Consider the following 20093-nt stretch of genomic DNA (forward strand, 5'->3'; position numbering starts at 1 on the left):
TTCCCGATCCTAGTGGTGTTGACGTTCGCGTCCCGACAAACTAATAATACGACCGTTCGTATAGTTTGCCAGAGATCAACGCCACGGAGCCGAGGAGCGCCATGAAGAAGCTAGTCAGAACCGGATTGTCGACAATCGGATCGTTGTCACCCCGGCTGGCCGGGCGCCTCGCATTCGCACTCTGGCGCCGCCCCTTCGCCCGCGGCCAGGTCCGCGACTCCGAGCGCAAGATCCACGAGGCCGCGCGGGTCGAGGTCGTCGACGGGGTCGTCACCTACGCGTGGGGCGACGGTCGCCGGCCGGTGCTGCTCGTGCACGGCTGGCGCTCCCGCGCGTCCCGGTACGCCGGGTTCGTCACCAAGCTGCTCGAGCTCGGCTACAGCCCGATCTCGTACGACGCTCCCGGCCACGGCGACTCCGCGGGGCCGATCGTGTCGATCCTCGGCCACCAGCGCATCATCCGCGGACTGGAGGAACGGCACGGCCCGTTCGAAGGCGTGATCGCCCACTCCCTCGGCGTACCGTTCGCCCTGTACGCCGTCCGCGAAGGGGTCGCCGCCCGCCGGCTGGTCACGATCAGCGGCGTCGCCGAGTTCGCCTACCTGGCGGACACCTTCTGCCGCGAGCTGGGTCTGGGCCCGAAGATCAACCGAGAGCTCCGGCGCCGCATCGAGCGCGGGTACTTCGATGGCGACGACGGGATCTGGACCCGGTTCTCGGTGGCCACCGGCGACATCGATCTGCTGGTGATCCACAACGACGAGGACGAGGTGGTTGATCCGCAGCAGGCGCGAGTGCTCTTGAGGGCCTACGGGCCGCGGGCGCATTTCCTGCCGACGAGCGGCCTCGGTCACAGCCGGATCCTGGCCGGTCCGGAAGTGATCACCGAGGCCGTCGCCTTCCTGCAGGACTCAGACGTCCAGGACTCAGATGTCCCGGAACGTCTCGATCTGGGCGCCTAGCGAGTTCAGCCGGGCGGCGAGGTCCTCGTAGCCGCGGTTGATCACGTAGACGCTGCGCAGGACCGACGTACCCTTCGCGGCCATCATCGCGATCAGCGTGACCACGGCCGGGCGCAGCGCCGGCGGGCACATGATCTCCGCACCCGAGAAGTGTGTCGGGCCTTCGACCATCACCCGGTGCGGGTCGAGCAGCTTGACCCGGCCGCCGAGCTTGTTCAGGTCGGTCAGGTAGATCGCCCGGTTCTCGTAGACCCAGTCATGGATCAGCGTCTGACCGGTCGCCTTCGCCGCGATCACCGCGAAGAACGGCAGGTTGTCGATGTTCAGGCCGGGGAACGGCATCGGGTGGATCTTGTCGATCGGCGCGTGCAGCTTCGACGGCCGGGTGGTCAGGTCGACCAGCCGGGTCCGCCCGTTCTCGGCCAGGTACTCGTCGGTGCGGCTGTAGTCGAAGCCCATCTCCTCGAGCAGCGCAAGCTCGATCTCGAGGAACTCCACCGGCGCCCGCCGGATGGTGATCTCCGAGCCGGTCACGATCGCCGCGGTGAGCAGGCTCATCGCCTCGATCGGGTCCTCGGACGGCGCGTAGTCGACGTCCACGTCGATCTCGGCCTTGCCGTGCACGGTCAGCGTGGTGGAACCGACGCCGTCGATCTTCACGCCGAGCAGGTCGAGGTAGAAGCACAGGTCCTGGACCATGTAGTTCGAGCTGGCATTGCGGATCACCGTGACACCGTCGTACCGGGCCGCGGCCATGATCGCGTTCTCGGTCACGGTGTCGCCGCGCTCGGTCAGCACGATCGGCTTGCCCGGGCTCAGCGCCCGATTCACCACCGCGTGGTACTCACCGCCGGTCGCCTTCACCTCCAGCCCGAACGGACGCAGCGCGGCCATGTGCGGCTCGACGGTCCGCGTGCCCAGGTCGCAGCCACCGGCGTACGGCAACTGGAAAGTGTCCTCGCGGTGCAGCAGCGGGCCGAGGAACATGATGATCGAGCGGGTACGCCGTGCCGCCTCGGCATCCATCGCGGCCAGGTCGAGGTGGGCCGGCGGGACGATCTCCAGGTCGCCGGCGTCGTTCAGCCAGGTGGTCCGCACGCCGATCGAGTTCAGGACCTCGAGCAGCCGGTTGACCTCCTCGATCCGGGCCACCTTGCGCAGCGTCGTACGGCCCTTGTTCAGCAGGCTGGCACACAGCAGCGCGACACCGGCGTTCTTGCTCGACTTCACGTCGATGGACCCGGACAACCGCACTCCGCCCACGACGCGGAGGTGGACCGGCCCGCCGCCGAGAGAGACAATTTCGGAGTCGAGTGCCTCGCCGATCCGGGCGAGCATCTCGAGGGTGAGGTTCTGATGACCCTTTTCGATCCTGTTCACCGCACTCTGGCTGGTGTTCAGTACTTCCGCGAGTTGCGTCTGCGTCCAGCCGCGGTGCTTGCGGGCGTCCCGGATGAGATTTCCGATCCGGCTCAGGTAGTCATCGGTCATGCGCCGGACCTTATCTCACATGTGAGATACCTCTGCATCGACCCGCCGGTGCCAGCGTAGCCAATGTCACGCCGGCCCTCACACCGGCCCCCGACGGACCCACTACCGTCCGTCGAAACGACCGCCGCCTACAGTTACTCCAACTCCGGCCGCCAGGAGAGGATCAGCAGATGCCCGACGACACCTCCGCCGCGGTGGTCAGCGAGTTCGAGGCGGAGTCGTGGCCGCTCGAGGCAGCCGCGGACAGCCTGCACCAGGTCATCGAGGGATTCCACAACGGCGACACCCGGCCGCTGGTGATCGGTGACGGCGACCAGCCGGTGCTGGTGGTGCTCGCGATCGCGGACCTGGCCGACTTCCGGGCGCGGATCGCGGAGCTGCTGGCGAGCCCGGTCGACGCGGGCTGGCTGCGGTACTACCTGCGCTCGAACTTCGACATGAGCTCGGAGCGCCTGGTCGAGCTGCTCGGTGTCGACGGCGACCACGGGCTCTCGTCGCTCGCGAGTCAGGTGAACGTCGAGCAGGCCGCCGTACTGATGCCCGATCATCTGCGCCGGACCGAGGCCGGCGGCAACCCGCTGATGCTGATCGGCGACGGGATGATGGCGACCGCGGCGCTGGTCGCGTTCCCGGCGTTCCAGGTGCTGCTCGCGATGGAGGGCGAGGGCAAGGTCGAGGACGACTCCTGCGCGCACGACGACGAGGAGAAGCCGACCACGCCGCTGGAGGTGCTGGCCGAGCGGCTCGGGCCGGTGTCGACCCAGCTCGTCGCGCAGATCAACACCGGCCGCGAGGCGCACCTGCCGCGCTACGAGCTGCACTTCGAGGACGACCTGGTCGAGCACCTGCGGGATCTGGAGACGCGGGCGCAGAAGGCTCCCGGCGGTGGCGCGTACGACGAACTGAACGACCTCCTGCACGACTTCGACCGGATGCGCAGCGGGCTCGTCGAGGTCGAGTCCGACGAGGAGCCGGGCGAGGCGCCGTACCTGGAAGCCTCCGATCTGAGGGCCGCGCTGCCGGACATCCGCGACAACTTCCGCGACGGCTCCGACGACCCGTACCTGATCGGCCTCGACGGCCGCCCGCTCGCCGGGCTGATCACCTTCGACCTCTACGAGGAACTGCAGAAGGTCTCGGTCGAACTGGGCGGAACCGACGAAGCGCCGGTACTCCCGCTCCCCGAGCCGCGCTGGGAGAACGGGCCGCGCCTGCTGCCGTTCGAGCTCGCCCTCGAGCTGTGCGAGGCGGTCATCGAGGACATCGCCAACGGCGAAGCCTCGATGCTCTTCATCGCCGACGAAGACGGCGAACCGGAACTGGTGCTCGCCCCACTCGTCTGGCTCTGGGCCTACGTCGACCACCTGGACCTGGAAGGCGCCGACATCTGACCCCGGATCTGCGCGAACATGCTGGCTATGGTCCGGATCCGCGCGAGCATGCTGGCCACGACTGTCTGCCTGGTCGCGGCCGGGTGTTCGCCCGGCGCTGACCACGCGGTCATTCACGTCGATCATGCGGTCGCACTCGCCGACCAGGCCGTCCACCTCACGGTGACGGGCCTCACATCGCACGCGAAGGTGACCGTCGGCGCCGAGGCCGTCGATCATGACGGCAAGAAGTGGCACGGCGAGGCGAGCTTCACCGCCGACGACCACGGGACGATCTACCTCGATCGCGCCAAGCCGTCCTCCGGCAGCTACCAGGACACCGACGGGATGGGCCTGTTCTGGTCGATGAACCCGCCCGATGGCGACCCCGACGCGCAGTCCTACGTCCCGCCGGACGAGGACGGCCGCCCAGTCGAGCACCTCGACGTCTTCGTCCACAAGGACGGCAAGGAGGTCGTGCGCACGACCTTGACCAGACAGTGGGTTGGCCCGGGCGTCACGACGAGGCCAGTCAGCCTGACCAAGGACAAGGTCAGCGGCATGTACGTCGCTCCGCCACCCGATCACGCGAAGCACCCCGCCGTACTGATGTTCGGGGGTTCCGAGGGTGGTCTCGGCCTGCTGTCGACCGCGGACCTGGTGGCATCGCACGGCTACCCCGCACTGACCGTGGCCTACTTCCATGCACCGGGCCTGCCGGACGACCTCCGCAACATCCCGTTGGAGTACTTCGCGTCCGCAGCACGGCTGCTGGCACGGCAGCCCGGGGTCGACCCGAACCGCGTGATCGTCCTCACCGCGTCCCGCGGGACGGAAGCCGCCCTCCTGCTGTGCCAGAACTTCCCGAGCCTGGTCCACGGCGCCGTGCTGTATGCGCCGAGCGCCGTGATCCACGGGTCATTCCCCACCCCGAACGGCTCGGCCTGGACGCTGCACGGGCAGCAGCTGCCGGAGGACCTGATCCCGGTCGACCAGGTCGACGGTCCCGTCCTCGCGGTCGCCGGGACCGACGACCTGGTCTGGCTATCGAACCCGGCGGCATCGCTGATCGTCGCCAAGCTCGACCAGGCCGGCAAGCGATTCCGGCACGAGGCTCTGGTCGTCCCGAACGCCGGTCACGGTGTCAGCGGAGCGCCGTACCTTCCGCACGGGACGAGCGTCATGCATCCGGTCACCGGCCGGCTGCTCCCGCTCGGCGGCACCCGCGCCGCCAACGAGTCCGCCCTTCGGCAGGGCTGGACGCGGGTGCTCGCCTTGCTCGCTTCCCTTCAGCACTGACCCCGTCAGCTGAACGGGAACAGCGGCTGCCACTCCGCCAGAGTTGCGATCTCATACACGTTGGCCGGGGTGTACGGGTCCTTCGCGAGGATGTCGCGCAGCTCGGCCTCGTCGGCGACGTCGTACACGAGGAGGGCGCCGGTCTGGTCGGCGAAGAGTCCGGCGGCGACGAGCTTGCCGACGGCCTTCAGCTCGGTGAGGTACTCGCGGTGGGCCGGACGGACCTCCATCCGGCGGTCGGTCTCGGCAAGGTCGAAGCGCAGCTGCACGACATAGAGGGCCATGCAGAAAACCCTACAACGGCCTTGAAAACAAGAAGTTTGGTGCGGGAAGGGAGTCACGAGCCGCCACAGCGGCTGGTTCAGGTCAGACCCGAAAGTCGACGAGTGATCGCCCTTCCCGCCCGCACATTCTCGCCACCCGGAGAGCGCTTACGCAAGGGGTTGGTTAAGAGAAATTATGCGGACAGCTCCCACCCGTAACGCACAGTGTTCGCCGTGCCGATCCAATCTCTGAGAACCTCGATCCCGCTCTACGGACGGTCACACCCAGCCACTGTCAAGCAATCCACGAAGCAATCCACCACGGTCCATTCGAGGGGATATCCGTCCGACTTGCCCCTTCTCCGCTCTTATACGGGGGGAGAAGGGACAAGCTGAGGGGATATCCGGCTCTTGTGACGCATCCTTGGGTGGTTCGTTGGCCTTCTTCGCGTCCGGGCAGCTGGTCTTGTTCTGCCGTCTGCCGCCGGGGTGGGGAGGATCTCGTCCCGGATCGGGAGGCAGATCCTCCCCAGCCTGACCCGGGCTGCCTGCCCACGGGGCTCGACCCGGGCGGACGTGGCGCACTCACCAACCGGTCCAGCCACCGACTGCTCGCGGCCGAGCCTGGCAGCTCCGGCATCGCGCTGCTTGATGAGTGGTGCGGGCCGCTGGTGAGTGGTGCAGACCCGGACAAGCGGCCCGGCATCGCCATACCCGGCACCGCCTCGGGGCGGGAGGGGGTGGCCGGACCTCCGGGCCATCACAATCACTGAGACGCCGCGACCGCTCGCGGGAAGCCGTCGCATTCGCGGTGTTGTGATGGCCTGGCGATCCGGCCGAAACACCCACGGAACCGATCGGAGCGCCGGATATCCCCTCGAACGGTGCCGGGCGGTCAGTCGAGTGCTGCGCGGCCGGCCTCCAGGCGCGCGACCGGGATGCGGAACGGCGAGCAGGAGACGTAGTCCAGGCCCACCTCGTGGAAGAAGTGGATGCTGTCGGGGTCACCGCCGTGCTCACCGCAGATGCCGAGTTTGAGGTCGGGCTTGGTGGCGCGGCCGCGCTCGACGCCGGTGCGGACCAGCGCGCCGACCCCCTCGCGGTCGATCGACTCGAACGGCGACACCGCGAAGATGCCCTTCTCGAGGTAGCGGGAGAAGAACGCGCCCTCGACGTCGTCGCGGCTGAAGCCCCAGGTGGTCTGGGTCAGGTCGTTCGTCCCGAACGAGAAGAAGTCGGCCGCCTCGGCGATCTGGTCCGCGATCACCGCGGCCCGCGGCAGCTCGATCATCGTGCCGATCGGGATGGTCCAGTCGACACCCACGTCGGCGAGCACCCGCTCCACCTCGTCCCGGACCAGATGCAGCTCCTGGACCGCGCCGACCAGCGGGATCATGATCTCCGGCCGCGGGTCGTTGCCCTGTCCACGGAGTTCCACCGCCGCCGACGCGATCGCCCGCACCTGCATCGCGAACAGGCCGGGGACGACCAGGCCGAGCCGGACACCGCGCAGGCCGAGCATCGGGTTCTCCTCGTGCAGCCGCTCGACCGCGGTCAGCAGCGCGGCGTCGTGCCCGGGCTCCTCACCACGTTCGCGCGCCAGTGCGACCTTCACGGCGAGCTCCTCCATCGACGGCAGGAACTCGTGCAAAGGCGGGTCGATCAGCCGGATCGTCACCGGCTGCCCGTCCATCGCGGCCAGCAACTCGAGGAAGTCGCCACGCTGCAACGGCTCGAGCTCCGCGAGCGCCGCCGCGAGATCGGCGTCGTTGTCCGCCAGGATCAACCGCTCGACCGACTCGCGCCGCTCCCCCAGGAACATGTGCTCGGTCCGGCACAGCCCGATCCCCTCCGCGCCGAACCGCCGCGCGCGGGCCGCGTCGTCCGCGGTGTCCGCATTGGTCCGTACGCCGAGCCGCCGTACCTCGTCGGCATGCGTCATCAACCGGTGTACGGCGGCCACCAGTTCGTCCCCGGCGTCCGGGGCCAGCGAGCCCTCGAAGTACTGGACGACCGGCGACGGCACGACCGGGACCTCGCCGCGGAACACCTCGCCGGTGGTGCCGTCGATCGAGATCGTCTCGCCGGCCCCGATCACGATGCCGTTGACCTTGATGGTGCCCTGGGCAACATTCACGTCGAGTTCCTCGGCGCCGCAGACACAGGTCTTGCCCATGCCGCGGGCGACCACGGCCGCGTGCGAGGTCTTGCCGCCGCGGCTGGTCAGGATGCCCTGCGCCGCGATCATGCCGTGCAGGTCGTCCGGGTTCGTCTCGCGGCGGACCAGGATCACCTTCTCGCCCTTGTCCGCCGCCTCGACCGCGGCCGCGGAGGTGAATACGACCGTGCCCGAGGCCGCACCCGGCGACGCGCCGATCGCCTTGGTGATCAGGTCCTTGTCCGCGTCCGTGTCGAACCGCGGGAACATCAGCTGCGCGAGCTGCGCGCCCTTGACCCGGCGCAGCGCCTCGTCGGTGTCGATCACGCCCTCGTCGATCAGGCTGGTCGCGATCCGGAAGGCCGCGGCCGCGGTCCGCTTGCCGACCCGGGTCTGCAGCATCCACAGCTTCCCGCGCTCGACGGTGAACTCGATGTCGCACAGGTCACGGTAGTGCCCCTCGAGCTTGGCCATGATCGCCATCAGATCGTCGTACGACGTCTTGTCGATCTGCTCCAGGTCCGCCAGCGGGACCGTGTTGCGGATGCCGGCCACCACGTCCTCGCCTTGCGCGTTCTGCAGGTAGTCGCCGTACACACCCGGCTGGCCGCTCGACGGGTCGCGGGTGAACGCGACGCCGGTGCCGGAGTCCATGCCGAGGTTGCCGAACACCATCGAGCAGATGTTGACCGCGGTTCCGAGGTCGGTGGCGATCCGCTCCTGGCGGCGGTACAGGATGGCGCGGTCGGAGTTCCACGAGCCGAAGACGGCCTCGATCGCGAGGTCCATCTGGGTCCGCGGGTCCTGCGGGAACTCGCGGCCGGTGTGCTCGTGCACGGCCTGCTTGAACGCCTCGACCAGGCCCTTCAGGTCGTCGGCGTCCAGGTCGAGGTCGGTGCCGGCACCCCTGGCCTCCTTGGCCGCGTCGAGCGCCTGCTCGAAGACCTCGCCCTCCATGCCGAGCACGGTCTTGCCGAACATCTGGATCAGCCGCCGGTACGCGTCCCAGGCGAACCGCGGGTTGCCGGAGTGGTGCGCCAACCCGTTCACCGAGTCGTCGTTGAGGCCGACGTTGAGGACAGTCTCCATCATCCCGGGCATCGACGCGGCCGCGCCGGACCGCACCGAGACCAGCAGCGGGTCGTCGGCCTGGCCGAGCTTCTTGCCCATCTTCTGCTGTAGCACGTCGACGTAGTGGTCGATCTCGTCTGCGAGCTCCGGCGGCACCGAGCCGGTCGTCAGGTACGCGCGGCACGCGTCGGTGGTGATGGTGAAACCGGGTGGCACGGGCAGGCCGAGATTGGTCATCTCAGCCAGGTTCGCCCCCTTGCCGCCGAGCAGCTCCTTCATGTCCTTGTTGCCTTCGGCGAAGTCGTAGACGAGTTTCGGCACTGTCACTCCCAAGGTTGCGGGCGGTGCTGGTGAGTCGCGGCGTGTGGTCCGCTGGCCCATCGACTCCGATGGCGGGGGCGTCTTTTCAGGGTAAGCCAGAAAACCAGTCCAGTTGAACACTGGTCTCACGATGCCGACGTGACCCTGCCCACAGGTCGAAGGCCGGAAAACCCTTCCCTCATTGACAACGCAAGACAATCGTCGCGTTCGCCGATGAATCCTCGCGCCAACCCAAACAGGACTTTTCGGCAAGGCTCACCCGCCCTGCGGGGCGGGGTCGTGTGGCCTGCGGGCCGGGGGTGTGAGGGTTGCGAGGTGGGGTCAGGGGGCTTGCGGGATCGGGGCGCGGGGCTTGCGGGGCCGGGTGGCGGATAAGGTCGTTAGGTGCGGATCGTTTCGTTGCTGCCGTCTGCGACCGAGATCTGCTTCGCGCTGGGTGCCGGTGATGATGTGGTCGGCGTGACGTTCGAGTGCGACCATCCGGCGGCGGCGCGGGCTCGGCGGATCGTGTCGACGACCGCGCTGCCCGACGAGCTGACGCCGGGTGAGATCGACGCGTTGGTCCGGCAGCGGGTCGCGGCCGGCGAGGATCTCTATCGCCTCGACGCGGGTGCCTTGCGCGAACTCGACCCGGATGTCGTCATCACCCAGGACCTGTGCAAGGTCTGCGCGATCGACGTGACCGACGTAGCCGACGCCCTCAGCTACCTGGGCTGCCAAGCCGAGGTGGTCACCACCGACCCACACAACCTCGAAGAGGTCCTCACCTCGATCGAAACCATGGCCAAAGCAATCGACCGAGACCCCATCCCGCTCCTGGACAACCTCCGTCGCCGGCTGCGCGCCGCGGCAGTCCGAGCCAACCGCACGCGGCCGCGGGTGGCGTTGCTCGAGTGGACGGATCCGCCGTACGCGCCAGGACACTGGTTGCCGGAGATGGTGGCGCTGGCGGGTGGCACCAACGTCCTGGGCGCCGCGGGTCAGCGTTCGACCCCGATCACCTGGGAGGCGGTCGCCGGCGCGCGACCGGACGTGATCGTCTCAGCTCCGTGTGGGTACGACCTCGACGGTGCCGCCCGACTGACAGCCGACCTCTTGAATCTCCTCCCACCGAGCATCCCGGTGTGGGCGGTCGACGCGAACGGGTACTTCGCCCGGCCGGGTCCCCGGCTCGTCGACGGGATCGAGCTGCTCGCCGCCCTCCTCCACGACAAGACCCCGGATCAGAAGATCGCTCGACGACTGCGGTAGTGGCGTTCGTCTCGACGTACGGCGATCCGCGGCCGGCGCGCGTACGCTCGGGTACGCCGACGGTTCGCGTGGTCATGTGGTTGTGATCGCGCGAGGCAAGAGGGAACCCGGTGGGAATCCGGGACTGCCCCGCAGCGGTGAACGGGAACGACCGCCGTCACATGCACTGGACGCCCAGCGTCCGGGAAGCGACGGCCAGTAGGTCCACCGGTCAGCGACCGGTCCGCCCGTGAGTCCGAAGACCTGCCGCCGGTGCGCGCACCAACCCGGTGCGCGCGGGAACGGCGGTCTCGTGGGAGGACCCTGCCCGGTCGGCCGCATCCAACCGACCCCACCGGCACGGTCTCTCCGCGAACCGCCGAACCATCGGCACGCTCGCGAGGAGAGAGACGTGAACACCATCAAGACGGTGCTGGGCTACCCACGGATCGGCCCGGCCCGCGAACTCAAGAAGGCCGTCGAGAAGTACTGGTCCGGCGACAGCAACGCGGCCGAGCTGGAGGCAGCCGCCCACCGGCTACGGGCCGACACCTGGCGCGACCTGGCCGGCCGCGGCCTCGACGTGCTCCCCGGCAACACCTTCTCGTACTACGACCAGATGCTCGACCACGTGCAACTCTTCGGCATCGTCCCCGACCGCTTCCGGGGCCTCTCCAAGCTCGACACGTACTTCGCGATGGCCCGCGGCCGGGACGAGGTCGCGCCGCTGGAGCTGACGAAGTGGTTCGATACCAACTACCACTACCTGGTCCCCGAGCTCACCGAGGACACCGTCTTCCAGCTCGACGCGACCAAGCCGCTCGAGGACCTGGCGGCCGCACGCGAGCTCGGCGTCGACACCCGCCCGGTCCTGATCGGACCACTGACCTTCCTGCTGCTCTCGAAGTCCGTCACGCCTGGGTTCGAACCGCTCAGCCTGCTCGACCGCCTAGTGGATGCGTACGCCGACCTGCTCAACCAACTCGAATCCGCCGGAGCGGAATGGGTGCAGCTGGACGAGCCGGCCCTGGTCCAGGACCGCACCCCCGCCGAGCTCGACGCTCTCCGTCGCGCCTACGACCGCCTGGCCACACTCACCGACCGCCCACGACTCCTGATCGCGACGTACTTCGGTGACCCCGGCCCCGCGTTGCCAGTACTGACGTCGACCGCCATCGACGGTCTCGCGGTCGACCTCGTGTCCGCCCCCGGGCTTGTCGACCAACTCGCCGTACTGCCGAGTCTGCGGCGCAAGACCGTGGTCGCCGGAGTGGTCGACGGCCGCAACGTCTGGCGCACGCCGTTGGGCGACGCACTCTCCACCTGCGCGAAGTTGCTCGACTCGGTCGGGCAGCTGGTCGTCTCCACTTCCTGCTCGCTGCTGCACGTCCCGTACGACGTGGAGGCCGAGGACGAGCTGGATCCGCGCGTCCGCGAGCGGCTCGCCTTCGTACGGCAGAAGGTCGACGAGGTCGTCGTACTCGGCCGAGCCCTCAGCGAAGGGGTCCTGGTCGACCTCGGCAACCCGCCGGGCGGACCGGTCGAGGAGTCCGGCCTCGCCCGCGAACAGGCGGTCCGCGAACGGGCGGCCGCGATTCGTCCCGCGGATCGACAGCGGCCGTCGTACGACGAACGCCGTACCGCGCAGGAGTCGATCGGGCTGCCGGCGCTCGCAACCACCACGATCGGGTCCTTCCCGCAGACCGCGGACATCCGCCGGACCCGTGCCGATCTGCGGGTCGGTCGGATCGACTCAGCGACGTACGACGAGCGGATGCGGGCCGAGATCGCACGGGTGATCGGGCTGCAGGAGGAGCTCGGGCTCGACGTACTTGTGCATGGTGAGCCCGAGCGCAACGACATGGTCCAGTACTTCGCTGAGCAACTGGACGGCTTCGCGACCACCAAACACGGCTGGGTGCAGTCGTACGGCAGCCGCTGCGTCCGTCCGCCGATCCTGCACGGCGAGGTGTCGCGACCGGCCCCGATGACCGTGCCGTGGGCGTCGTACGCGCAGTCCCTGACCGAGCGACCCGTGAAGGGGATGTTGACCGGGCCGGTGACGATCCTGGCGTGGTCGTTCGTCCGGGACGACCAGCCGCTTGCCACCACGGCCGACCAGGTCGCGTTGGCGCTCCGCGACGAACTGGCCGACCTGGTCTCGGCCGGGATCAGGATCGTGCAGGTCGATGAGCCTGCGTTGCGCGAACTGCTGCCGCTCCGGGCCGCGGAACAGAAGGCGTATCTGGACTGGGCGGTCGGTGCGTTCCGGCTGGCGACGGGTGGAGCAGCGGCGGGCGTCCAGATCCACACGCACCTGTGCTATTCGGAGTTCGGTGCGGTGATCGCCGGGATCGACGGGCTGGACGCGGACGTCACCACGATCGAGGCGGCGCGCTCGCGGATGGAGGTGTTGGCGGATCTCGCCGCCGTCGGCTTCCGGCGCGGGGTCGGGCCTGGCGTGTACGACATCCACTCACCACGGGTCCCGAGCACCGAGGAACTCACCGCCCTGATCCAGGCCGCCCTCGCTACCACCTCCGCCGAGCAACTGTGGATCAACCCGGACTGTGGCCTGAAGACGCGCGGGTACGACGAGGTCGTCCCCGCCCTGCGGCACCTGGTCGAGGCAGCGCGGGCCGCCAGGTCCTGATCGAATGATGTTGCTGTGGGCACCTATCAAGGTGCCCACAGCTCACAGTTTCCGGCGAGTGCGCAGGTAGTCCCCGACCACCGCGGCACCGAGGCCGTCCGAGTCGGGCGCCAGCACCCGCCCGCCACTACGGCGGGCGAGCAGGTCGACGAACGCGTTCAGGCGCGGGTCATCACCAAGCCGGAACACGGTCAGCGAAGCACCGAGCTTGGCCAGCCGGTCCACCTCGAAGATCGTCTTCCGCAACGTCGCCGGCTCGGGCGGGTACGAGAACTCCGCCGTACCGTCCGGCTCGAGGTGCGCGGTCGGCTCGCCATCGGTCACCATCAGCACGACCGGCTGCGCGTCCGGATGCCGGCGCAGGTGACGGCCGGCCAGCAGCAGGGCGTGATGCGCGTTGGTGCCCTGTTCCCAGGTGCCTTCCATCCCGATCAACTGCGGCAGCTCGACGACTCCGGCGTACCGGCCGAAGGTGATCAACTGCAGCGCGTCGTTGCGGTAGCGCGTCGAAATGAGTTGGTGCAGCGCGAGCGCCGTCCGCTTCATCGGCAGCCAGCGACCCTCCTGGACCATCGACCAGGACGTGTCGACCAGCAACGCGACCGCGGCCCGGGCCCGGTGCTCGGTCTCCGCGATCTCAACATCTGCGACGTCCAGCTTGACGGACCCGCTGCGCGAAGCCGTCCGCAGTACGGCGTTCCGCACCGTCCGGGGAACGTCCCACGGCTGGGTGTCGCCGAACTCCCACTGCCGCGTGGACCCGCTCAGCTCACCGGCCGCGCCCGCATTGGCTGCGTCGCGTTCACCGGATCCCCGGGCAGTCCGCAGTACGTCGGCCAACGCAGTCTGACCGAGTTGCCGCAACGCCTTCGGTGACAACCGCAACGATCCGTCGGGCGCCCGTTCCAGCAAACCCTGATCGCGAAGCTGCCGCTCGAGCTCGGACAGCCGACGGGCATCAACCGTTGCCTCGTCACCCAACTGCCGCGTGAGCGCGTCGAGATCGATGTCCTCCAACCGCGCACCCGGGTACGACTGCGCCAGCTGCTCGGCCAACGCGTCCAGCTCGGCGAGATCCGACATCGCCCGCGCACCATCGGCGAGACCGAGCGGATCGTCACCGCTCATCCGCTCCGATCCGGACCAGTCCTCGCCCGGCCGGAGCGCCTGCAACTGCGCGTCGAGCTGCGACAGCTGCTGCGCGAGCTGCGGGCTGCCGAACGCCTGCTGTGACAGCTCCATCAGCTCGGCCCGCTGCTCGGGCGTCATCGAGTTCAGCATCCGTTGCGCCGCGGCTGCCCGCTGCGCGAGGATGTCGATCAGTTCGTCGACGTTCCGCGGATTCTCCGGGAAGAACTCGCCGTGCTTAGCCATGAATTCCTCGAACAGCTCCGGCACCTCCGGCCGGCCCTGTGCGTGCGCCGCGAGCAATGCGTTGAGGTCGGTGAGCATCTCGTTGATGGCCTCGACGTCCTCGGGCGTGGTCTGCTGCAGCGCCTCCTTCATGCCCTCGAACCGTGACCCGAGCAACTCACGCCCGAGCAACTCCCGGATCTCCTCGTACTTCTCCCGAGCCTCCGGCGACTGCCAGTCGTAGGTGGCCAGCTCCCGGACGGCGGCCGCCGTACCGGACGGGAGCGCGTCGAGCTGAGCCTCCCGGAACCGGGCGTCGTCGGACGGGTTCGGGAACAGCTCGTGCCGCTCGGCCTCGAGCGCCTCGTCGAGCAACCGCTGGACGTCCCGCAGCGTGCCGTCGAGGTTGTGCCGCCGCTGGATCTCGCGGCGGCGCTCCCACAACCGGCGGCTGAGATCGTCCAGGCCCTGGGTGTTCCGGGTTCCGCGCCGGAGCAGCTCCTCCAGCGCGGACCGCGGCGACGAACCGCTCATCACGTCGCGGCCGATCTCGTCCAGCGCGTCCCGCAGATCCGCCGGCGCCTTGAGTGGATCAGGCCCGTCATGCCACGGCCCGTAGGACCAGCCTTCCGGTATGGACGCGGTCATGGGGCCTCCCGGCCTGGACTGAGGAGCGCAGGGAGCGCAGCGACCGGAGCGAGGAGGGAAGGCCGGGAGTCAAAGCCCCATGCCCCCCGCGCCGGAGGCGCGGCATTCAACATTGCCATGTCAGACCCCGTAGATGGTGGTGTCGTCGTCGGCGTCCTTGGCGACTCGTTTGGACAGGTAGAGCGCCTCCAGGGCGAGCTCGACCGCGGCGGCGATCCGGCCCGGCGACTCGTCCGGCTCGACGCCGGCGCGGGCCGCGACGTCGTGGAGCACGGGCAGCTCGGGCAACGCCGCGAGTACGTCGCGGCCGGGCACCCGCTCGCCGGTCGTCACAAGGTTGCCATCGGCAATCGCGTGGGCGAGCGGGCTGAGGTCGAGGCCGGCGAACCGCTCCCGCGCTGTGTCCGCGACCGAGCGGCGCAGCAGGTACTCGAGCAGTTCGATCTCGCGCCCTTCCTCGCCGGGCTCGAACTCGAGCTTGCCGCGCAGCACAGCGGGCACGGCCTCGAGGTCGACCGGACGCGCGACGGCCGGCTCCTCACCGGTGATCGCGCTGCGGCGCAACGCGGCGGCGGCGATCGTCTCGGCCGCGGCGACCGCGAACCGGGCCGACACGCCCGAGCGCTGGTCGATAGCGGTCGACTCCCGCAGATGCCGGACGAACCGGGCCAGCACCTCCAGCAGCGGCTCGCCCACCTCGGCGGTGAACTCGGCCTCCTGCCGGATCACGTCCACCTCGGCATCGATGTCGAGCGGGTAGTGAGTCCGGACCTCCGCCCCGAACCGGTCCTTCAGCGGCGTGATGATCCGGCCGCGGTTGGTGTAGTCCTCCGGGTTGGCCGTTGCCACCAGCAACACGTCGAGCGGCAGCCGCAGCGTGTACCCACGGACCTGGATGTCGCGCTCCTCCATCACGTTGAGCAGCGCGACCTGGATCCGCTCGGCCAGGTCAGGCAGCTCGTTGATCGCCACGATGCCGCGGTGCGCCCGCGGGACCAGACCGAAGTGGATGGTTTCCGGGTCACCGAGGCTGCGGCCCTCGGCCACCTTCACCGGGTCCACGTCACCGATCAGGTCGCCGACCGAGGTGTCCGGGGTCGCGAGCTTCTCGGCGTACCGCAGGCTGCGGTGCAGCCACGCGACCGGCAGGTCGTCGCCCAGCTCGGCGGCGCGGCGGCGCGAGGCGGGGGTGATCGGGTCGAGCGGGTGTTCGGGGAGCTCGGCCCCTTCGATCACGGGGGTCCACTCGTCCAGCAGGCCGACCAGGGTGCGCAGCAGCCGGGTCTTGCCCTGACCACGCTCACCCAGCAGGACGACGTCGTGGCCCGCGAGCAGGGCTCGTTCGAGTTGCGGAATCACCGTCCGGGTGAATCCGACGATGCCGGGCCAGGGATCACGCCCGGCCCGGAGCTCTGTCAGGAGGTTGTCACGAAGTTCGGCCTTGATCGACCGAGGGAGATATCCGGCGGCCCGGAGGTCACCGGCCTTACGGGGAAGTTCAGCAGGTGCACTAGTCACCCTGAAGACGTTAGCTCGGTCTCCCCAGCAACGCCCGCGGTATTTCAGACCCTGGGCGTGACGCGGCCCGACGTGAAGACGTGGGCCGGAGTGAAGGTGACCGGGATCCACGGGTGCGTCGGCGCCTCCCGGGTGACGAAATGGTCGCCGTCGGCAGGCTCCGTCGGGCGCAGCTCGTACTCGTGCGACGGCTGGTCGGTGAACGTCAGCCGGTCGCCCGTCGCCTGGTAGATCATGACCAGGCGGCCCTCCCGGCGTACGACGTCCAGCCGCACGTTGGCCCGTTCGAAGCGGCCGACGTGGCGGTCGTCGATCGGGGCGTCGATCGGCTGCGGTGGAGCCGGGTGAGCGACACCGGTGAAGTGGGTGAAGACCTCGGTGGCCAGCGGCTCGAACAGCGTCGTACCGTTGCCGGAGTTGGTCAGCAGGCACATGATCAGCCGGGCCTCAGGGTCGATCCGCAGGAACGCCTGCTGCGAGATCGTCGTACCGTCGTGACCGAACAGGCGGCGGCCGTCCCAGTCGTAGATCCGCCAGGCCAGGCCGAGGTCGTTGAAGCCGCCGATGCCACCCGCGTACGGGACCTGCGGCTCCTGCATCGCGGCGTAGCGGTCGTCGGTCAGGTGCATCCGGGCGAACTCGAGAACGTCGCTCGCACTCGCCGTGATCAGGCCGGCCGGACCGATACTGCGGGGCAATTGCCACGTCTTCACCGGGGTGCTGTCACTGGCAAGGTGACCGAGCGCGGCGCGGTGCAGGATCGCTTCCTCCGGGAGGGTGACCGTCTTCGTCAGGCCGAGCGGCTCGACCAGGCGGGCCTTGAGCGACTCGTCCCAGGTGCGGCCGTCGAGGACCTCGATGATCCGGCCGAGCAGCACGAATCCGGCGTTGCAGTAGGAGTACGCCGTACCGGGATCGAAGAGACGGTCGACGTCGGCGAGGAGAGCGACGTACCGCTCGACGCAGTCGTCACCGCGGCCGGTGTCGGTGAACACGTCGCCGTCGATGCCGCTGGTGTGGGTGAGCAGGTGACGCACCGTGACCCGCGGATCGATCGGCGCCTCGGGCAACAGTTTCACCACCGGATCATCGAGCGTCAGCCGGCCCTCGGCGGCGAGCTGGACGATCATCGTGGCGGTCCACGGCTTGGTCACCGAGCCGATCTGGAACAGCGAGTCGGCGGTGGTCTCGACCCCGGTCCCGGCGTTCAGAACGCCGTACGGCGCGATCGTCGTCTCACCGTCGTGCCAGATCCCGAGCACCGCTCCGGGAACCTCCCCCGCCACCGCCAGTTCACTCAACCGCGCAGACCAGTCAGGCATGCGGCCAACCTACTTCGTGGCCTCCTCGAGCAATGCACGGAGGGCGGTCCAGGCGGCGTTCTCGTCGAAGCCCTGCGCCAGCAGGATCTTCGTCGCCAGGCCACCCTGATCCCGGTAGAACGCGAGCAGCAGGTGCTCGGTGCCGACATAGTTGTGGCCGAGCGTCAGAGCCTCCCCCACGGCTCCTTGCAGTACGTGCGCGGTCCGCCGGGTGAATGGAGGTCGCGCGGCGTCGAGCATCTTCGGCGGGTCTGTCGGCTCCTCGGCGGGATTGACCTCGTGGACTGCCGCGCGGACGCTCTCTTCGGTGAGGCCGTGCTGGAGCAGCGCCTTCGTGGCCAGCGATTCGGGCTGGGTGAAGAACGCGAGCAGCAGATGCTCGGTGCCGATGTAGTCGTGGTTGTCCGCGCCGGCGACGTCCGCCGCGGCCTTCACCACGGCCATCGCGCGCTGGGTGTACCGATTGAAGGCGGGCTTCGTCGTCCAGGAGTCGGCGAACCGCTTGTGCGCGGCCTGCTTGCTCACCCCGAGCACCGCGCTGATCTCGACCCACGACTTCCCCGCGCCGCGGGCCCGATCCACGAAGAACCCGAGCGCCGCGTCACTCGTGCCGGTCAGTTCACTGATCGTCGTCGCCGCGGTCGCGAGCTGCTCGAGCTCGTCGTCGGTCCCCGCGTCGGCCTTGATGATGTCGATGAGCTGCTGCAGATCCGGTCCAGGAGTCATGCCGTCAACCTTAGGTTGACGATCCATTCGCCGTCAACCCTGGGTTGACGGCGTCAGCCTCCGCCCCCTGGTGGTTGTACCGAAGGACGGGTAGTGGTCGGCTCCGGCCGGCCTCCGCAGGAGCGCTGCAGGCGTGGAGTCGGCCGAGCGTGACGACCACTACCCGTTCTTCGGTACGGTGTGGCGCGTGCAACCCCTGCCGGATGTGATCGACGACAGATTGCGCGTGCTGTTCTCCGGGATCAACCCCGGGCTGATGTCCGCGGCGACCGGGCACCACTTCGCCCGACCGGGGAATCGGTTCTGGCCAGCGCTGCACCTCAGCGGGTTCACGCCGCGGCAGTTGCAACCGGCCGAGCAGGCTGAGCTGCTGACCTACCGGCTCGGGATCACCAACGTCGTCGACCGCCCGTCCGCGCGAGCCGACGAGCTCACCCGGGCGGAGTACCTGGCCGGCGGGGAGAACCTGGTGAAGAAGGTGCTCCACTATCGGCCCGAATGGCTTGCCGTCGTCGGCGTCACGGCGTACCGGGATGCTTTCGGCGAACGGACGGCCCAGATCGGGCGGCAGGAGCGGCTGATCGGCACCACCCGGGTCTGGATCCTGCCGAACCCGAGTGGCCTCAACGCCCACTACACACTGCCGAAGCTGGCCGCCGCGTTCGCCGAACTCGCGCAGGTCAGTTGAGGGCCTTCCGCAACGTCGAGATGGCCAGCTCGATAGCCGCACCCGCCGCGTGGGTTTCGCGGAGCGCGTCCAGCATCACGAAGTCGTGGATGATCGCGGCGAACCGTACGGCGGTCGTCGGAACGCCGGCCTCGAGCAGCTTGGCGGCGTACGCCTCACCCTCGTCACGCAGTACGTCGGCCGCGCCCGTGATCACCAGCGCCGGGGGCAGGCCCGTCAGCTGCTCGGTGGTCGCGCGCAGCGGGGACGCGGTGATCTGGTTCCGCTCGTTCTCGTCGGTCGTGTACTGGTCCCAGAACCACTTCATGCCGTCCCGCATGAGGAAGTAGCCCTCGGCGAACTGCTTGTACGAGTCGGTGTCGAACGAGGCGTCGGTGACCGGGTAGAACAGCACCTGCTGGACGAACTTCACGTCGCCCCGCTCCTTGGCGAGCAGCGTCACCGCCGCGGTCATGTTCCCGCCGACCGAGTCGCCGGCGATCGCGAGCCGCTCCGCGTCCAAGCCATGATCCTTGCCCGAGGCAATGATCCAGCGCGCCACCGCGTAGTTCTGCTCGAGCGCGTGCGGGTACCGGACCTCCGGCGAGAGGTCGTACTCCGGGAACACAACGGCCGCACCCGCGCCGACCGCGAGCTCACGGACCAGCCGGTCGTGCGTGTGCGCGTTGCCGAACACCCAGCCCGCGCCGTGGATGTAGAGGATAACGGGCAGCACACCGGTGGCGCCCTGGGGCTTCACGATGCGGGCCTTGGTGCCGTCGGCGGCGGTCACCCACTCCTCGTCGACCGGGAGCTTCGGGTAGTCGGTGGTCTGCACCTCGTCGACCGCCTTGCGGCCTTCCTCCGGGGTCAACTGGAACAGGTACGGCGGCTTGGCGGTGGCGTCGGCGAAGGCCTGGGCGGCGGGCTCGAGCACGGTCATGACGATCTCCTCTGGGTGGATTTTCGATGGAGAGAACGCACGTTCTCACCAATGTCCTGTACTCTAGGAGAACGATGGTTCTCCGCGCAAGGTGGCGC

The 20093-nt window shown here is 68.9% G+C and carries 14 protein-coding genes and 1 riboswitch; of the genes, 6 read left to right on the forward strand and 8 right to left on the reverse strand.

From position 1 onward, the window contains the following. Positions 1 to 101 precede the first annotated feature (101 nt). On the forward strand, positions 102 to 962 hold the full coding sequence (locus tag ACZ3HV_RS27680; protein WP_465688144.1) for an alpha/beta hydrolase: 861 nt from the start codon (positions 102 to 104) through the stop codon (positions 960 to 962). Here the strand turns inward: ACZ3HV_RS27680 and ACZ3HV_RS27685 are convergent. Then, the gene (locus ACZ3HV_RS27685; protein ID WP_465688146.1) at positions 927 to 2453 is read right to left on the reverse strand and encodes a helix-turn-helix domain-containing protein; all 1527 of its coding nucleotides are present in this window, start codon (positions 2451 to 2453) and stop codon (positions 927 to 929) included. The genes ACZ3HV_RS27680 and ACZ3HV_RS27685 overlap by 36 nt on opposite strands. A 170-nt stretch (positions 2454 to 2623) precedes the next feature. Between ACZ3HV_RS27685 and ACZ3HV_RS27690 the strand changes: the two genes are divergently transcribed. Together ACZ3HV_RS27690 and ACZ3HV_RS27695 are read left to right on the forward strand one after the other, a co-directional pair. Beyond that, on the forward strand, positions 2624 to 3844 hold the full coding sequence (locus tag ACZ3HV_RS27690; protein WP_465688148.1) for a hypothetical protein: 1221 nt from the start codon (positions 2624 to 2626) through the stop codon (positions 3842 to 3844). A 27-nt stretch (positions 3845 to 3871) separates the two neighbouring features. Next, positions 3872 to 5122: an acyl-CoA thioesterase/bile acid-CoA:amino acid N-acyltransferase family protein gene (locus tag ACZ3HV_RS27695; protein ID WP_465688150.1), complete on the forward strand. Its 1251-nt coding sequence runs from the start codon at positions 3872 to 3874 to the stop codon at positions 5120 to 5122. A 5-nt stretch (positions 5123 to 5127) separates the two neighbouring features. Here ACZ3HV_RS27695 and ACZ3HV_RS27700 read toward each other — a convergent pair whose 3' ends face one another. Next, positions 5128 to 5406, reverse strand: a complete 279-nt coding sequence (locus ACZ3HV_RS27700; RefSeq protein ID WP_465688152.1) for a YciI family protein — start codon at positions 5404 to 5406, stop codon at positions 5128 to 5130. A gap of 874 nt (positions 5407 to 6280) precedes the next feature. Further along, positions 6281 to 8935 carry a pyruvate, phosphate dikinase gene (ppdK, locus tag ACZ3HV_RS27705; protein WP_465688154.1) on the reverse strand — a complete coding sequence of 885 codons (2655 nt, stop codon included), beginning with the start codon at positions 8933 to 8935 and terminating at the stop codon, positions 6281 to 6283. A 384-nt stretch (positions 8936 to 9319) separates the two neighbouring features. On the opposite strand from ppdK, the gene ACZ3HV_RS27710 reads away from it, so the two are divergent. Together ACZ3HV_RS27710 and metE are read left to right on the forward strand one after the other, a co-directional pair. Further along, the gene (locus ACZ3HV_RS27710) at positions 9320 to 10186 is read left to right on the forward strand and encodes an ABC transporter substrate-binding protein (protein ID WP_465688156.1); all 867 of its coding nucleotides are present in this window, start codon (positions 9320 to 9322) and stop codon (positions 10184 to 10186) included. Positions 10187 to 10229: 43 nt separating this feature from the next. Next, positions 10230 to 10451: riboswitch (cobalamin riboswitch) on the forward strand. 126 nt (positions 10452 to 10577) lie between these two features. Continuing rightward, positions 10578 to 12818 (forward strand): 5-methyltetrahydropteroyltriglutamate--homocysteine S-methyltransferase, encoded by a 2241-nt coding sequence (metE, locus tag ACZ3HV_RS27715; RefSeq protein WP_465688158.1) that lies wholly within the window; start codon positions 10578 to 10580, stop codon positions 12816 to 12818. Between the two features lie 42 nt (positions 12819 to 12860). Here metE and ACZ3HV_RS27720 read toward each other — a convergent pair whose 3' ends face one another. From ACZ3HV_RS27720 to ACZ3HV_RS27735, 4 genes are all read right to left on the reverse strand, one after another. Beyond that, positions 12861 to 14819 (reverse strand): vWA domain-containing protein, encoded by a 1959-nt coding sequence (locus ACZ3HV_RS27720; RefSeq protein ID WP_465688160.1) that lies wholly within the window; start codon positions 14817 to 14819, stop codon positions 12861 to 12863. Positions 14820 to 14939: 120 nt separating this feature from the next. Then, entirely contained in the window at positions 14940 to 16337 is a 1398-nt protein-coding gene (locus tag ACZ3HV_RS27725; RefSeq protein ID WP_465688162.1) for an ATP-binding protein, read from the reverse strand. A gap of 44 nt (positions 16338 to 16381) precedes the next feature. Further along, positions 16382 to 17659: a serine hydrolase domain-containing protein gene (locus ACZ3HV_RS27730; protein ID WP_465688164.1), complete on the reverse strand. Its 1278-nt coding sequence runs from the start codon at positions 17657 to 17659 to the stop codon at positions 16382 to 16384. A gap of 9 nt (positions 17660 to 17668) precedes the next feature. Then, on the reverse strand, positions 17669 to 18385 hold the full coding sequence (locus ACZ3HV_RS27735) for a Clp protease N-terminal domain-containing protein (RefSeq protein WP_465688166.1): 717 nt from the start codon (positions 18383 to 18385) through the stop codon (positions 17669 to 17671). 133 nt (positions 18386 to 18518) lie between these two features. Here ACZ3HV_RS27735 and mug point away from each other — a divergent pair, with 133 nt between their 5' ends. Further along, a complete protein-coding gene (gene mug / locus ACZ3HV_RS27740; protein WP_465688168.1) occupies positions 18519 to 19073 on the forward strand; it encodes a G/U mismatch-specific DNA glycosylase in 555 nt (184 codons plus the stop codon). On the opposite strand, the gene ACZ3HV_RS27745 is transcribed toward mug, so the two are convergent. Then, a complete protein-coding gene (locus tag ACZ3HV_RS27745) occupies positions 19066 to 19995 on the reverse strand; it encodes an alpha/beta hydrolase (RefSeq protein ID WP_465688170.1) in 930 nt (309 codons plus the stop codon). The genes mug and ACZ3HV_RS27745 overlap by 8 nt on opposite strands. Positions 19996 to 20093 lie beyond the last annotated feature (98 nt).

The sequence above is a fragment of the Kribbella sp. NPDC020701 genome, assembly GCF_055562215.1.

Bases quoted from the DNA above. Each gene is read 5' to 3' on its own strand.
- ACZ3HV_RS27730 (WP_465688164.1), bottom strand. From the start codon at position 17,659: ATGCCTGACTGGTCTGCGCGGTTGAGTGAACTGGCGGTGGCGGGGGAG.
- ACZ3HV_RS27745 (WP_465688170.1), bottom strand. From the start codon at position 19,995: ATGACCGTGCTCGAGCCCGCCGCCCAGGCCTTCGCCGACGCCACCGCC.
- ACZ3HV_RS27700 (WP_465688152.1), bottom strand. From the start codon at position 5,406: ATGGCCCTCTATGTCGTGCAGCTGCGCTTCGACCTTGCCGAGACCGAC.
- ACZ3HV_RS27720 (WP_465688160.1), bottom strand. From the start codon at position 14,819: ATGACCGCGTCCATACCGGAAGGCTGGTCCTACGGGCCGTGGCATGAC.
- ACZ3HV_RS27735 (WP_465688166.1), bottom strand. From the start codon at position 18,385: ATGACTCCTGGACCGGATCTGCAGCAGCTCATCGACATCATCAAGGCC.
- ACZ3HV_RS27690 (WP_465688148.1), top strand. From the start codon at position 2,624: ATGCCCGACGACACCTCCGCCGCGGTGGTCAGCGAGTTCGAGGCGGAG.
- ACZ3HV_RS27680 (WP_465688144.1), top strand. From the start codon at position 102: ATGAAGAAGCTAGTCAGAACCGGATTGTCGACAATCGGATCGTTGTCA.
- ACZ3HV_RS27685 (WP_465688146.1), bottom strand. From the start codon at position 2,453: ATGACCGATGACTACCTGAGCCGGATCGGAAATCTCATCCGGGACGCC.
- ACZ3HV_RS27695 (WP_465688150.1), top strand. From the start codon at position 3,872: ATGGTCCGGATCCGCGCGAGCATGCTGGCCACGACTGTCTGCCTGGTC.